The following is a 14,262-nucleotide window of genomic DNA, read 5'->3' on the forward strand; positions in this document are numbered from 1 at the left end:
TCTCTCCGTAAACATCCCTTTGCCTTTTTCATCCTGTGCCGTTTCGCTTATTACGCTAAATAAGCAAAGACTAAAATGTACAAATTAGCAACAATCACGGAATATAAAACAACCAGGGCCGGAAATAAAGCCCTGGTTGTCCGATAGTGAGCAAAAGATTAGATATGGGTAACGATTTCTTTAATCAGTTGCGGTCCTTTAAATATAAAGCCGGAATAAATTTGTACCAGTGATGCTCCCGCGTCCATCTTCTCGCGCGCGGCAATCACAGAGTCGATGCCACCCACGCCGATAATCGGTAAGCGGCCATTTAATTCCTGGGACAGGCGACGAATAATTTCGGTGCTTTTTAATTGCAGCGGACGACCACTTAACCCACCCGCTTCATCACAATTTTTCATTCCGCGAACCAGTTTTCTGTCCAGCGTTGTATTGGTGGCAATGACGCCATCAATATTATGGCGAACTAAACTGTCGGCCACCTGGATCAATTCTTCCTCGGAAAGATCCGGGGCGATCTTCACAGCAACAGGAACATATTTATGGTGGGTCTGATGAAGCTCATTCTGTTTATTTTTAATGGCACCCAGAAGGTCATCCAGCGCTTCGCCATATTGTAATGTTCGCAGGCCCGGCGTGTTTGGCGAGGAAATATTAATCGCGATATAACCGGCATAGGCATAGATTTTTTCCATACAAATCAGATAGTCATCTTTGCCGTTTTCAACGGGCGTATCTTTATTTTTGCCAATATTAATACCCAGTACGCCGTCAAAATGCGCTTTTTTCACATTCTCAACCAGGTTATCAACGCCCAGATTATTGAAGCCCATACGGTTGATCAACCCTTCTGCGTCGACCAGGCGGAAGAGGCGCGGCTTGTCATTGCCCGGCTGCGGGCGCGGCGTCACGGTACCGATCTCGATCGCGCCAAACCCCATAGCCCCCAGCGCATCGATACATTCACCATTCTTATCGAGGCCAGCGGCAAGTCCCAGTGGGTTTTTAAACGTTAGCCCCATGCATTGTACCGGTTTTTCCGGCACACGCTGACGCACCAGTGCCTCTAGCGGCGTACCCGTAATGCGGCGTAATTGTTGAAAAGTAAATTCATGAGCGCGCTCGGGGTCGAGCTGGAAAAGGGCTTTACGAACGAAGGGGTAGTACATGAACTCTCCTGGATTCCCGGTGTGCAAACCGGGGGCGTATTATCTTTGATTAACCAAAGAAATGGAATTGACCTTGGGCAAAAAAAAGGTGAACTGAACGCAATCGTTTCCTTATCCTTTTCTGCATATTCGTTTTTTAACGTGTTTTCACTAAAAAAATCATTTAGCGGAATATAAAACCTCTGCGACACTGAGAAAATAGTTATCGATGCTTGATAAAACGAAGTAAATGGTTATAAGGAGTGAATATGCGAGTTGTTACCCTGGCGGGAAGCCCGCGTTACCCTTCCCGCTCAAGCGCCCTGCTGGAATATGCGCGCGAACGCCTGACGGCCCTTGATGTTGAAGTGTGTCACTGGCATTTGCATAACTTTGTCCCGGAAGATTTGCTCTACGCCCGCTTCGACAGCCCGGCGCTGCAGACACTGCTCGAACAATTACATGAGGCCGATGGGCTGATCATCGCTACCCCGGTGTACAAGGCCTCTTTTTCCGGCGCGCTAAAAACCCTGCTTGATCTGTTCCCCGAACGAGCGCTGGAAGGCAAAGTGGTCCTTCCGGTCGCCACTGGCGGTACCATTGCACATATGCTGGCCGTGGATTATGCGCTCAAGCCAGTTCTGAGCGCACTGAAAGCCCAGGAAGTGTTGCATGGGGTCTTCGCCGATGACAGCCAGGTGGAGGATTATCAGCATAAGCCCCGCTTCACCGCGAATTTGCAGACGCGCCTGGACGGTGCACTGGAAACATTTTGGCAGGCCTTACACCGCCGCGACACGCAAGTCCCCACCTTCGGTGCTCATATACCGGGTGTTGCCAGAGCTTCGTAATAAAAAAAACCGGGTCGCGCTGTAGACGCTAACCCGGCTTGTTATCACACAGGACCTGCCCGCTGAATGTTATGCCAGCGCTTTACTGATTTTCTCAAACAGATCGCCTGACAGATTCGGCAATGCTTTGAGTTGCTCAAGCGCCGCACGCATTTTTTCCTGACGTTTCGCATCGTAACGTTTTAAACGAATCAGCGGTTCAATCAGGCGCGAAGCTACCTGCGGGTTACGGCTGTTCAGTTCTGTCAGCATTTCGACCATGAACTGATAGCCGCTACCGTCTTGCGCATGGAATGCTGCCGGGTTACTGCTGGCAAACGCGCCAATCAGTGAACGCACACGGTTCGGGTTGCTCATCGTAAACGAACGGTGTTTAAGCAGACCGCGCACGGTATCCAGCACATTTTCTGCCGGGCTGGTGGCCTGAAGGATCAGCCACTTGTCCATCACCAGACCATCCTGGTGCCATTTGTCATCGTATTCCTGCATCAGCGCATCACGGCACGGCAGTTGGGCGGCAACCGCGGCAGACAGCGCCGCAAGCGCATCCGTCATGTTATCAGCATTGTGATACTGCTCGCTTACCAGCTTATCGGCCAGTTGCGCGTCGCCGAAGGCCAGATAACGCAGACAGGTATTACGTAAGGCACGCTTACCGATATCCGCATGTTCCACGCGGTAGGTATCCAGCTTATTGGCGTTATAAACGGCCAGCACTTCATCTGCCAGTTCGGTGGCCAGGGTGCGGGTTAGCGCTTCACGTACCGTCACGATGGCTACCGGGTCGATAACGTCAAACAATTCGGCAATCTCATTTGCTGAAGGCAGCGTCAGAATTTCCGCAGCCAGAGCCGGATCGATATGTTCGTCCAGCAGGATCGCGCGGAACGCATCGGCAACGTGCAGTGGCAAAGACAGCGCCTGCCCCTGCTGATGGCGGGCAACGTTGAGCTTAATGTGCGTCGCCAGCAGACTCTGTGCGGCATCCCAGCGAGAGAAATCATTGCTGGCGTGGCGCATCAGGAACGTCAGTTGCTGATCGCTCCATTTATATTCCAGTTTCACCGGCGCGGAAAACTCACGCAGCAGCGACGGCACGGGCTGGAAGTAGACGTTATCAAAGACAAAAGTCTGTTCTGGCTGGGTGACATTCAGCACATGATGCACCGGGTGACCGTCTTTCTGCAGCGGGATGACCTTGCCTTCATTATCATAAAGTTCAATATCAAACGGGATATGTAGCGGGTGTTTCTCCTGCTGTTCCGCTGTAGGCGGCGTACGCTGGCTGATGGTGAGCGTGTATTGCTCGGTCGCCGGGTTGTAATCGTCATGTACCGTGACAATCGGCGTCCCCGCCTGGCTATACCAGCGACGGAAATGCGACAAATCGATATTTGAGGCATCTTCCATTGCCTGGACGAAATCATCACAGGTTGCGGCGCTGCCATCGTGACGCTCAAAATAGAGCTGCATCCCTTTCTGGAAATTCTCTTCACCCAGCAGGGTGTGGATCATGCGGATGATTTCTGAACCTTTCTCATACACCGTCAGGGTGTAGAAGTTGTTCATTTCAATCACTTTATCCGGGCGAATTGGATGCGCCATCGGGCTGGCGTCTTCGGCAAATTGCAGCCCGCGCATGGTACGGACATTATTGATACGGTTTACCGCACGGGAACCCAGGTCCGAGCTAAACTCCTGGTCGCGAAACACAGTCAGCCCTTCTTTCAGGCTGAGCTGGAACCAGTCGCGACAGGTCACGCGGTTACCGGTCCAGTTGTGGAAATATTCATGACCAATCACCCGTTCGATATCAAGATAGTCTTTGTCGGTCGCGGTATCGGTCCGGGCGAGCACATATTTGGAGTTAAAGACGTTGAGGCCTTTATTCTCCATCGCGCCCATATTAAAGAAGTCCACGGCGACAATCATATAGATGTCGAGGTCATATTCGAGGCCAAAACGGGTCTCGTCCCATTTCATGGAGTTCTTGAGCGAGGTCATTGCCCACGGCGCGCGGTCAAGGTTGCCACGGTCAACGAAGAGTTCCAGTGCAACTTCACGCCCGGAGCGGGTTGTAAAGGTATCGCGCAGCACATCAAAATCACCCGCTACCAGCGCAAACAGGTAACACGGTTTCGGGAACGGATCCTGCCACTGCACCCAGTGACGGCCATTATCCAGCTCGCCCTGGTCCACGCGGTTACCGTTAGAGAGCAGGTAAGGATAGGCAGCTTTGTCGGCGATGATTTTAGTGGTAAACCGCGCCAGAACATCAGGGCGGTCCAGGTACCAGGTAATATGGCGGAAACCCTCTGCCTCACATTGGGTACAGAGTGCTTCGCCAGACTGATAGAGGCCTTCAAGCGCAGTATTCGCAGCCGGGCTGATTTCATTCACGATACGCAATGTGAATCGCTCAGGCAGGCCGTCAATGACCAGGTGATTGTCTTCTTCTTTATATTGTGTCCATGGCTGGTCGTTAACATGGATTGACACTAACGTCAGGTCTTCGCCATTCAGACGCAATGGCACTGGAGAGGCGCTATGACGCGAAATAGTGCTCAGCGCAGTGACAACGGTTTTTGCAGCATCCAGGTCAAAGGTCAAGTCAATATCGCTAATCAGGTAATCCGGCGCACGGTAGTCGTGGCGGTATTTGGCTTGTGGCTGTTGTGTCATAAAAAACCTTTAGCATCTTCTGTTTGGTTACGTCTCCAGTCTATTCCTGTTGCGTAAATCCCGCCACGCAGAATGTTCATCTTTTCAGGGAGAAAAGCTCACTATGCTACATTTTAGTAACACGCGGCACGAAATGCCCTCGACCCGTTTTGCGCCTTATGGTGTGATCGGGGTTCAATAAATCAATAAACAAGGTATACTCCAGCGGTTTCCACCTGCTTTGTTTATTGTACTAAACGCTCCTGTGAGAGGATGCTACGGCGCACCATGACACGACTCGCTCCCCCTGCTCTGCAGACGCTGCTGGATACTGATGCCTACAAATTGCATATGCAACAGGCGGTGTTCCATCACTATTACGATGTGCATGTCACAGCGGAGTTTCGCTGCCGCGGCGACGACCTTCTGGGCATTTATGCCAGCGCAATTCGCGAAGAAATTGACGCGATGCAACATCTGCGCCTGCAGGAAGACGAATACCAGTGGCTTTCCGGCCTCCCCTTCTTCAAAGCGGATTACCTGCAGTGGTTACGTAATTTCCGTTATGATCCGTCGCAAGTGACTGTCATTAATGATAATGGCAAGTTGAACATTCGTATGTCCGGGCCATGGCGTGAAGTCATCATGTGGGAAGTGCCGCTACTGGCGGTGATTAGCGAACTGGTGCATCGCTGCCGCTCTCCACAAGTGGGTGTTCAGCAGGCCCTGCTACATCTTGAAACGAAACTGGCAGATTTTGCTACTCGCACCGCAGAGCTGGATATGTCAGGCTTCCGTCTGATGGATTTCGGCACACGCCGCCGTTTCTCGCGCGATGTACAGTACGCCATCGTGGAACGTCTCAAACAAGAACCGTGGTTTATTGGCACCAGTAATTACGATCTGGCGCGCCGTCTGTCGCTTACGCCAATGGGAACTCAGGCGCACGAATGGTTCCAGGCGCATCAGCAGATCAGCCCGGATCTGGCGACCAGTCAGCGTGCTGCACTGGCCGCGTGGCTGGAAGAGTACCCGGAGCAACTTGGTATTGCCCTGACAGACTGCATCACCATGGATGCCTTCCTGCGTGATTTCGGGCCGGTGTTTGCACAACGTTACCAGGGGCTGCGCCATGACTCGGGCGACCCGGTGGAATGGGGTGAAAAAGCCATCGCCCATTATGAGAAGCTCGGCATCGATCCGTTATCGAAGACGCTGATTTTCTCAGACAATCTTGATCTGAATAAAGCGCTGGATCTCTACCGCCACTTCGCCTCCCGCATCAAACTGGGCTTCGGTATTGGCACACGGCTGACCTGCGACATTCCACATGTGAAGCCGTTGAATATCGTCATCAAGCTGGTTGAGTGTAACGGCAAACCAGTGGCGAAGTTGTCTGATAGCCCCGGAAAAACGATTTGTCACGACAAAGCGTTTGTGCGTGCGTTACGCAAAGCATTTGACCTGCCGCAGGTTAAAAAGGCCAGTTAATCCTTGTTAATAAGCGTCCTTATCGGGACGCTTTTTTTCGTGGCGAACGTTCGCGATATGGCCAATATAAAAAGCAAATCCGCGCGCTGTTTTCACTTCTCCGCTCAGTATCTCAGCGTTAGCAAAAGATTAATTTCCGAAATCCCCCTTTTCGCTGCGAATTCTGCTTGTCTGATGGCGCTCGCCAGGTAACATAGGTATCCCCCCTTTGTGGGCGGACAAACGATGATCTTTTCCAGACAATTAACAGAGAGAATATTATGAGCGTTGTGCCTGTAGCCGACGTACTCCAGGGCCGCGTTACCGTTGACCAAGAAGTCACCGTGCGCGGATGGGTACGTACCCGCCGAGATTCAAAAGCTGGCATCTCCTTCCTCGCCGTTTATGACGGCTCCTGCTTTGATCCTGTACAGGCTGTCATTAATAATTCTCTGCCCAATTACAATGAAGAAGTTCTTCATCTGACCACCGGCTGCTCCGTTGTTGTCACTGGCAAAGTGGTGGAGTCCCCTGGTGAAGGCCAGAGCTTCGAGCTGCAGGCGACTCAGGTAGAAGTCACCGGCTGGGTTGAAGACCCTGACACTTACCCGATGGCGGCGAAACGCCACAGCATCGAGTATTTGCGTGAAGTGGCGCACCTGCGTCCGCGTACCAACCTGATTGGCGCTGTCGCCCGTGTTCGTCATACGCTGGCGCAGGCGCTGCACCGCTTCTTTGATGAGCAGGGTTTCTTCTGGGTTTCCACGCCGCTGATTACCGCATCTGACACCGAAGGTGCGGGTGAAATGTTCCGCGTTTCCACGTTGGATCTGGAAAACCTGCCGCGTAACGATCAGGGTAAAGTCGATTTCGACAAAGATTTCTTTGGTAAAGAGTCTTTCCTGACCGTATCGGGCCAGTTGAACGGCGAAACCTATGCCTGCGCGCTGTCCAAAATCTACACTTTTGGGCCAACGTTCCGCGCGGAAAACTCCAACACCAGCCGTCACCTGGCGGAATTCTGGATGCTGGAGCCGGAAGTGGCATTTGCCGATCTGGAAGATAACGCCCGTCTGGCGGAAGCGATGCTGAAATATGCCTTCAACGCAGTTCTGACTGAGCGTATGGATGACATGAAGTTCTTCGCTGAACGCGTTGATAAAGATGCAATTGCCCGTCTGGAGCGTTTTGTTGCGGCTGATTTCGCGCAAGTGGACTACACCGACGCCGTGACTATCCTTGAAAACTGCGGTGAGAAGTTTGAAAACCCGGTTTACTGGGGCGTTGACCTCTCTTCCGAGCATGAACGCTACCTGGCCGAGAAACACTTTAAAGCACCGGTCGTTGTGAAAAACTACCCGAAAGACATTAAGGCTTTCTATATGCGCCTTAACGATGACGGTAAAACCGTAGCAGCAATGGATGTTCTGGCGCCGGGCATTGGTGAAATCATCGGCGGCTCGCAGCGTGAAGAGCGTCTGGATGTGCTGGATGCGCGTATGGCTGAAATGGGTCTTAATAAAGAAGACTACTGGTGGTATCGCGATCTGCGCCGTTATGGCACCGTACCGCATTCAGGTTTCGGCCTGGGCTTTGAGCGTCTGATCGCTTATGTCACCGGCGTGCAAAACGTACGTGATGTTATCCCGTTCCCACGCACACCTCGTAGCGCCACGTTTTAATGATAAAAGCCAGCGTATGCTGGCTTTTTTTGCTCTTCATTATTCCTTCACCTAACCGGGACATCGTGGACCGGTTAACGCTTCCCTATCTTTATCGGCGTTATATCTGTGAAATACTTCTGAACAAAAAATAAAGCACACTTATATTGTGGGTTAGTTTTATCTCATCTGATAGCACGTCTGGATAAAAATCACACAGCTTTCCAGACGGCTAAAAAGGTCAGCGATAAAAAGTAAGATGAGAATGGTTCCTGTACAAGATTCACCCTTATCTCAATTAAACATAAGCAATTCATATATATAGTTATGAGGCCGTTGTTTTTGACAACGATCGCTCCCGAACTTTGAGGTGGTTCACAAAGTTCCTTAAAATACATAAATTCTTACACATAATTGCTTTTTGTAACCTCTTTAAGACATTTGTAGCACTTTCAGGCTAGCGAAACGATTATATGAATGGAAAGATGCCTCTCAGACACAGAAAGACACCAAACTCTCATCAATAGTTCCGTAAATTTTTATTGACGGAATTTATTGGCGGCAGTGGCAGGTGTACAAAAAAACCAATGAGGGTAATAAATAATGATGAAGCGCAATATCCTGGCAGTGGTTATCCCTGCCCTGCTGGTAGCTGGTGCAGCTAACGCTGCAGAAGTTTACAACAAAAACGGCAACAAACTGGACCTGTACGGTAAAGTTGTTGGTGAGCACGGCTTCACCACTTCTGGCGATAACACCTCTAACAAAGATTCTTCCTACGGCCAGATCGGCTTCAAAGGCGAGACTCAGGTAAACAGCGATGTTACCGGTTACGGCCAGTGGGAATACCGTGCTAAAGCGGGCGAAGCAGAAGGCAACCAGACTAACGTAACTCGTCTGGCTTTCGCTGGTATCAAAGTTGCTAACGCTGGTTCTCTGGACTACGGCCGTAACTACGGTGTGGTTTACGATGTAGAATCCTATACAGATATGGCTCCGTCCTTCTCTGGCGAAACTTGGGGTGGTGGTTACACCGACAACTACATGACCAGCCGTTCTACTGGCCTGCTGACCTATCGTAACAGCAACTTCTTCGGTCTGGTTGATGGCCTGAGCTTCGCTGTTCAATACCAGGGTAAAAACGATCGTACTAACCTGAACCAGGCTAATGGCGACGGTGTTGGTTACTCCCTGGGTTACGACTTCGGTTCTGGTTTCGGCGCAACTGCTGCATACAGCAACGCAAACCGTACTGTTGGTCAAAAAGTTGACGGCAAAGGCGACAAAGCCGAAGCATGGGCAGTTGGCGCTAAATACGATGCAAACAACATCTACCTGGCAACTGTTTACGCTGAAACCCGTAACATGAGCATTCTGGACGGCGACGCAACGACTATCGCTACCGGTTACAACGTTGCTAACAAAACTCAGAACTTCGAAGTTATCGCTCAGTACCAGTTCGACTTCGGTCTGCGTCCGTCCGTTTCTTACGTTCAGTCCAAAGGCAAAGAGCTGGGCGCTGGCGTGAAAAACGACCTGGCTAAATACGTTACTGTTGGTGCGTACTACTACTTCAACAAAAACTTCAACGTATACGGCGACTACCGTATCAACCTGCTGGATAAAGAAGACACGACTTACTCCTGGGTTGGCACTGCAGACCAGGCTACTGTTGGTGTAACTTACCAGTTCTAATCAGCACACCTCGTTATTATATGCGTGAAAAACAGGGCTTCGGCCCTGTTTTTTTATTGTCTCGCCGCCAAAAAGACTAACTTCTAAAAAGACGCACGCTTTTTATCGCAAACGGTTGGCAATTGTCACATCAACCGTTAACCTGATAGCGGATCTCCCTTCTGTCATCATAATGGAACCTCGTCATGTTTGAGAATATTACCGCTGCCCCTGCTGACCCTATTCTGGGTTTGGCCGATCTGTTTCGCGCCGATGAACGTCCTGGCAAAATCAACCTTGGTATTGGTGTCTATAAAGACGAAACCGGGAAAACGCCGGTACTGACCAGCGTTAAAAAAGCGGAGCAGTATCTGCTGGAAAACGAAAACACAAAAAATTACCTCGGCATCGACGGTATTCCTGAGTTTGGTCGTTGCACGCAGGAACTGCTATTCGGCAAAGGCAGCGCGATTATTAATGACAAACGTGCGCGCACCGCGCAGACCCCGGGCGGTACGGGTGGCCTGCGTGTTGCCGCTGATTTCCTGGCGAAAAACACCTCAGCAAAACGTATTTGGGTAAGTAATCCAAGCTGGCCGAACCATAAAGGCGTGTTTAACTCCGCCGGCCTTGAAGTGTGTGATTACGCCTATTATGACGCGCAAAACCACGCGCTGGATTTCGATGGCATGGTTGCAAGCCTCGAAGCCGCACAAGCGGGTGATATCGTACTGTTCCACGGTTGCTGTCATAACCCGACCGGTATCGATCCGACGCTTGAGCAGTGGGAGACACTGGCCAAATTGTCCATTGAAAAAGGCTGGCTGCCGCTGTTCGATTTTGCCTATCAGGGTTTCGCCCGCGGTCTGGAAGAAGACGCAGAAGGTCTGCGCGCCTTTGCCGCGCTGCATAAAGAATTGATCATCGCCAGCTCCTTCTCGAAAAACTTCGGTCTGTACAATGAACGTGTCGGTGCCTGTACGCTGGTGGCCGCGGACCAGGAGACAGCGGACCGTGCATTCAGCCAGATGAAGTCAACCATCCGCGCTAACTACTCTAACCCGCCGGCTCACGGCGCCTCCGTTGTGGCAACGATCCTGAGCAATGATGCGCTGCGTGCCATCTGGGAACAAGAATTGACAGATATGCGCCAGCGCATTCAGCGTATGCGTCTGCTGTTTGTAAATACCCTGCAAGAAAAAGGGGCGGATCGCGATTTCAGCTTTATCACCCGTCAGAACGGCATGTTCTCTTTTAGCGGTCTGACCAAAGAGCAGGTGCTCCGCCTGCGTGAAGAGTTCGCTATCTACGCGGTTGCATCAGGACGTATTAACGTTGCGGGCATGACACCGGATAACATGTCGCCGCTGTGTGAAGCTATCGTCGCGGTGTTATAAACGACAATAGACAATAAAAAAGGTCGCGAATGCGACCTTTTTTGTTTTACCAGACCGGCAGTTCATCCTGCAGGAAAGGGTTATGTAGCCGCTCGTTGCCAAGCGTGGACATCGGGCCGTGACCAGGAATAAAGGTCACATCATCCCCCAGAGGCAACAGTTTGGTTTTGATGGCATCAATCAACTGCCCATGATTCCCTTTCGGGAAATCACTGCGCCCTACGCCGCCTTTAAAGATAACGTCGCCGGACACCAACAGCCGGGATTGCGCATCAAAGAAAACCACATGTCCTGGCGTATGCCCAGGACAATGCAAAACATCCAGTCTCACATTGCCTACGCTCACCGTGTCGCCTTCGTTTAACCAACGATCCGGCGTCAGCGGCTGGCAGTCATCCAGACCAAACATACGACTTTGGGCGGGTAGCCCTTGCAGCCAGAACTCATCTTCTTTTTCCGGACCAATCACTGGCACGCCATAGTGCTGCGCCAGCTCGGCAGCCGCACCAACATGATCAAGATGACCATGGGTAAGCAGTATTTGCGTTAACGTCACGCCGGAGGCTGCCACTTCCTGTTTGATGCGTTCAGCATCGCCACCGGGATCCACTATTGCTGCCAGCCGGGTTTGCTCACACCAGACTAACGAGCAGTTCTGGGAGAAGGCGGTAACCGGAATAATACGATAGTTCATACTGCTCCTGTCTCTTTTAACTGAGTTTTACCAGTGCCGTAGCGGCCCGGTATCAATATGCACAAAGTTGCTGATGGGGTAATATCCTACACCACCTGCACGCATAGATAACGCAGCTTTGCGAATATTGCTCAGAGAAATCCCTTCGATATGGAAATCCATCGCCTGTCCTTTGGTGTGATAGCTTTTTTTGGCAACACCAGAACTGTGGGCCCGGAGTTCGTTATTCGTGTCGACAGAACGGTATCCCGAGACCAATTGCACCGGTTTGCTTGTTCCTAACAAACCTTGCAGGCGATAAAGTTGATCAAACAGTCGTGGATCGATGGTTTTAATTTTATTCGCGCGATAATCACGGAAAAAATGGTTGAGCTTTGCTAATTCATCCTGAATATAGCCCCGGCCATCGAAAAACTGCGCCTTAATTGTTTCTCCAGTATGGAGATTATTCAGCGTTAAAATACGCGGACGTGGGGTGGAAAGGGTTGCAAATGCTTGTTGAGGTAAGATGGCTGCACCAAGGGCAATACCACCTAACGCCAACAATTTGCGGCGATTAGCGTCAAATTTGTCCATGATAATCAGGTCTGCAAGATAACAAAGTGATCGTAATTTATGCACTTTTATTGCGCACGAAAGGCACCTTACCGGGCAAAAACGTCTGCGTCAAGGTAGCCAAACCCCAGCAAAGACGGGCCTTACAGCAGATCCGGCCCGTTTTCGCTAATTATTACGACAATGTTATTTCCCGAACTGCTTCATTTACCTGATTAATTGTTCGGCTTTCGCCAGGATTTGTGCGCCAGATCGCGCCGTCAGATCATAATTGTAAATATCTGTACGATATTGGGTACGACCATCTTCGCCAACAAATGCGGTCAAATAATAAAGATTCACCGGTATATTTTGACGGATATTAACGTAACGGGTATCTCCTTGTTTTAATGCATCGGAAATCCGCGTGTCGTTCCATCCCGCATCCTGTAATAGCATATTGGCAAGCTCAGAGGCTTTATTCACCCTCACACAGCCTGAGCTCAACGCTCGCGCATCTTTCTGGAAAAGATTATGGTTGGGTGTGTCATGAAGATAGATAGCGTCAGAACTCGGCATATTGAACTTATAGCGGCCGAGCGAGTTTTGCGCACCCGGCGCCTGCTGGAAGCGGAAAGGCAGATTAGATGGCGTGATGGTTGCCCAATCCACCATCGTCGGGTCAATAGCCTCTTTACTGTTCCAGCCACGCAGCACGGTATAACCATGCCGTTCCAGATAGCCTGGGTCATTCCATACTTTCGGTAGAATATCTTTGCGTGCCAGCGTCGGTGGAACATTCCACGGCGGGTTAACCACCACGTTATTCAGCGCACTGCTCATCATCGGCGTTTTGCGATCCGGCCGCCCGACAATCACGCGGGAGGCCAGCACCTGGTTGCCGTTCAGATAATAGACCAGCGAATATTCCGGAATGTTAACCATAATCCCCGTGGAGAGTTTACCCGGCAGCAAACGCAGACGCTGAATATTCAGCGCCAGAACCCCGGCGCGCTGGGCTGGGGTTACATTCAACCAGTCGCGGGTCGACTGCCCTATCACGCCGTCGGCATGCAGCCCCTGAGCGGCCTGGAAGCGTTTGACTGCGGCAACTAACTGGCGATCATAGTCACTACTGAGCGTACTTGCTGGTTTCGCTTTCTTGGTCAACTGCGCCGTTGTTGTTCCCGCCGTATCAACCGCGATGGCAGACGGACTGACGACGCTGCTCGTTGCATCATCGCCGGGCAGCGCGATTTTCGGTGCATCATCCATCATGCCGCTACGTTGCAGGATTTCGCGCAGCGCGGGTACATCCCTGCTCTTCTGTCCGGGACGCAGTGAAACGGTACTGGTCAACTGCGGCCACGGTGAATTGTCTGCCACCAGCGTCAGTAAAGACTGATGCATCGCAGCATACTGCGGATGATGAGGTGCAAGGGTTTCGATAAATTGCGGCAGGTTGCCTTTATCCAACGCTAATTGCCACTGATTGATTACCGACAGCGGCGGTGTTTCCAGCGTGTAAGGTTTACTGCTGTAGAGCCAGCGGTTGCCTTTCACCGGAATACCGGCGACGAAATGCAGATACCCCATCATGGCGTCCGATAAGACCAAATCCCGCGCCATTCCTGAGATATTCGGATCGGTCAACAGCCCAACCCAGGTCGTGAATTGCGGCTGGAAACCGGCAATCGCGACTTCGGCGAGTTGTTGCTGGAAAGCCTGAACGGCATCACGATTATCCCACATCGGCTTCATTTCACGCGCGGCATACAACGCGGAAAGCGAATCCATGTAGACCGGTGTCCAGTTAGCAGGTAAGAGTGCCTGCAATGCGCTACGCGCGTTAGCAGGCGCATCTGCTGCCGGATAAGGCTGCAAGCCTGCCATCATTGCCGTCGCAGGCGACTGTTCCAGCGGCTGCGATAATGCCGTGGGTTGATCGCCAAGCGTCGCGGAACTGTCAACCGGTACCACCTCAGGCTCATCGGCCAGGGCCTGAGCGCTAAACAGCGGAGCAAATGCGAATGCCAGACATAAACTCAATGTCGACATCCGACGACCATACGATTTCTTAAGCAACATCCCTTGCCCCCTGTTTCTTCATTACACTCACAATGCTCTTTCTATCAGTATATAAAGACAAAAAAGCATTTGCCTTACCAAATG

General features: G+C 51.3%; 10 protein-coding genes. 5 read left to right on the top strand and 5 right to left on the bottom strand.

Going from position 1 to position 14,262, the window contains the following annotated elements; genetic code table 11:
• Positions 1-158: 158 nt before the first annotated feature.
• Positions 159-1,169 (bottom strand): quinone-dependent dihydroorotate dehydrogenase, encoded by a 1,011-nt coding sequence (gene pyrD / locus ABU190_RS09260; RefSeq protein WP_271850927.1) that lies wholly within the window; start codon positions 1,167-1,169, stop codon positions 159-161.
• A gap of 248 nt (positions 1,170-1,417) precedes the next feature.
• On the opposite strand from pyrD, the gene ssuE reads away from it, so the two are divergent.
• Positions 1,418-1,999: an NADPH-dependent FMN reductase gene (gene ssuE, locus ABU190_RS09265; protein WP_354691123.1), complete on the top strand. Its 582-nt coding sequence runs from the start codon at positions 1,418-1,420 to the stop codon at positions 1,997-1,999.
• Between the two features lie 69 nt (positions 2,000-2,068).
• Here ssuE and pepN read toward each other — a convergent pair whose 3' ends face one another.
• Positions 2,069-4,681, bottom strand: coding sequence for an aminopeptidase N (gene pepN, locus ABU190_RS09270; protein ID WP_354691124.1), 2,613 nt, complete (start codon positions 4,679-4,681; stop codon positions 2,069-2,071).
• A gap of 267 nt (positions 4,682-4,948) precedes the next feature.
• Between pepN and pncB the strand changes: the two genes are divergently transcribed.
• The 4 genes from pncB to ABU190_RS09290 all read left to right on the top strand — a co-directional run bounded on the left by pncB (position 4,949) and on the right by ABU190_RS09290 (position 10,862).
• Complete coding sequence (gene pncB / locus ABU190_RS09275) at positions 4,949-6,151, top strand: nicotinate phosphoribosyltransferase (protein ID WP_039078571.1); 1,203 nt, start codon at positions 4,949-4,951, stop codon at positions 6,149-6,151.
• Positions 6,152-6,411: 260 nt separating this feature from the next.
• On the top strand, positions 6,412-7,812 hold the full coding sequence (asnS, locus tag ABU190_RS09280) for an asparagine--tRNA ligase (protein WP_039078567.1): 1,401 nt from the start codon (positions 6,412-6,414) through the stop codon (positions 7,810-7,812).
• A 582-nt stretch (positions 7,813-8,394) separates the two neighbouring features.
• Complete coding sequence (locus ABU190_RS09285) at positions 8,395-9,486, top strand: porin (RefSeq protein ID WP_079496811.1); 1,092 nt, start codon at positions 8,395-8,397, stop codon at positions 9,484-9,486.
• Positions 9,487-9,671: 185 nt separating this feature from the next.
• Positions 9,672-10,862, top strand: a complete 1,191-nt coding sequence (locus tag ABU190_RS09290; protein ID WP_071194681.1) for an amino acid aminotransferase — start codon at positions 9,672-9,674, stop codon at positions 10,860-10,862.
• A 46-nt stretch (positions 10,863-10,908) separates the two neighbouring features.
• Here the strand turns inward: ABU190_RS09290 and ABU190_RS09295 are convergent, their stop codons facing one another.
• The 3 genes from ABU190_RS09295 to ldtD all read right to left on the bottom strand — a co-directional run bounded on the left by ABU190_RS09295 (position 10,909) and on the right by ldtD (position 14,178).
• Entirely contained in the window at positions 10,909-11,556 is a 648-nt protein-coding gene (locus ABU190_RS09295; protein WP_039078564.1) for an MBL fold metallo-hydrolase, read from the bottom strand.
• Between the two features lie 27 nt (positions 11,557-11,583).
• Positions 11,584-12,132, bottom strand: a complete 549-nt coding sequence (locus ABU190_RS09300) for a YcbK family protein (RefSeq protein ID WP_354691125.1) — start codon at positions 12,130-12,132, stop codon at positions 11,584-11,586.
• A gap of 186 nt (positions 12,133-12,318) precedes the next feature.
• On the bottom strand, positions 12,319-14,178 hold the full coding sequence (ldtD, locus tag ABU190_RS09305) for a L,D-transpeptidase (RefSeq protein ID WP_108701728.1): 1,860 nt from the start codon (positions 14,176-14,178) through the stop codon (positions 12,319-12,321).
• Between the last annotated feature and the right edge of the window lie 84 nt (positions 14,179-14,262).

The sequence above is a fragment of the Phytobacter sp. RSE-02 genome, assembly GCF_040578655.1.
In the GTDB taxonomy this organism is placed as follows: Bacteria; Pseudomonadota; Gammaproteobacteria; order Enterobacterales; family Enterobacteriaceae; genus Phytobacter; species Phytobacter diazotrophicus.

Bases quoted from the DNA above. Each gene is read 5' to 3' on its own strand.
- pyrD (WP_271850927.1), bottom strand. From the start codon at position 1,169: ATGTACTACCCCTTCGTTCGTAAAGCCCTTTTCCAGCTCGACCCCGAG.
- ssuE (WP_354691123.1), top strand. From the start codon at position 1,418: ATGCGAGTTGTTACCCTGGCGGGAAGCCCGCGTTACCCTTCCCGCTCA.
- pepN (WP_354691124.1), bottom strand. From the start codon at position 4,681: ATGACACAACAGCCACAAGCCAAATACCGCCACGACTACCGTGCGCCG.
- pncB (WP_039078571.1), top strand. From the start codon at position 4,949: ATGACACGACTCGCTCCCCCTGCTCTGCAGACGCTGCTGGATACTGAT.
- asnS (WP_039078567.1), top strand. From the start codon at position 6,412: ATGAGCGTTGTGCCTGTAGCCGACGTACTCCAGGGCCGCGTTACCGTT.
- ABU190_RS09285 (WP_079496811.1), top strand. From the start codon at position 8,395: ATGATGAAGCGCAATATCCTGGCAGTGGTTATCCCTGCCCTGCTGGTA.
- ABU190_RS09290 (WP_071194681.1), top strand. From the start codon at position 9,672: ATGTTTGAGAATATTACCGCTGCCCCTGCTGACCCTATTCTGGGTTTG.
- ABU190_RS09295 (WP_039078564.1), bottom strand. From the start codon at position 11,556: ATGAACTATCGTATTATTCCGGTTACCGCCTTCTCCCAGAACTGCTCG.
- ABU190_RS09300 (WP_354691125.1), bottom strand. From the start codon at position 12,132: ATGGACAAATTTGACGCTAATCGCCGCAAATTGTTGGCGTTAGGTGGT.
- ldtD (WP_108701728.1), bottom strand. From the start codon at position 14,178: ATGTTGCTTAAGAAATCGTATGGTCGTCGGATGTCGACATTGAGTTTA.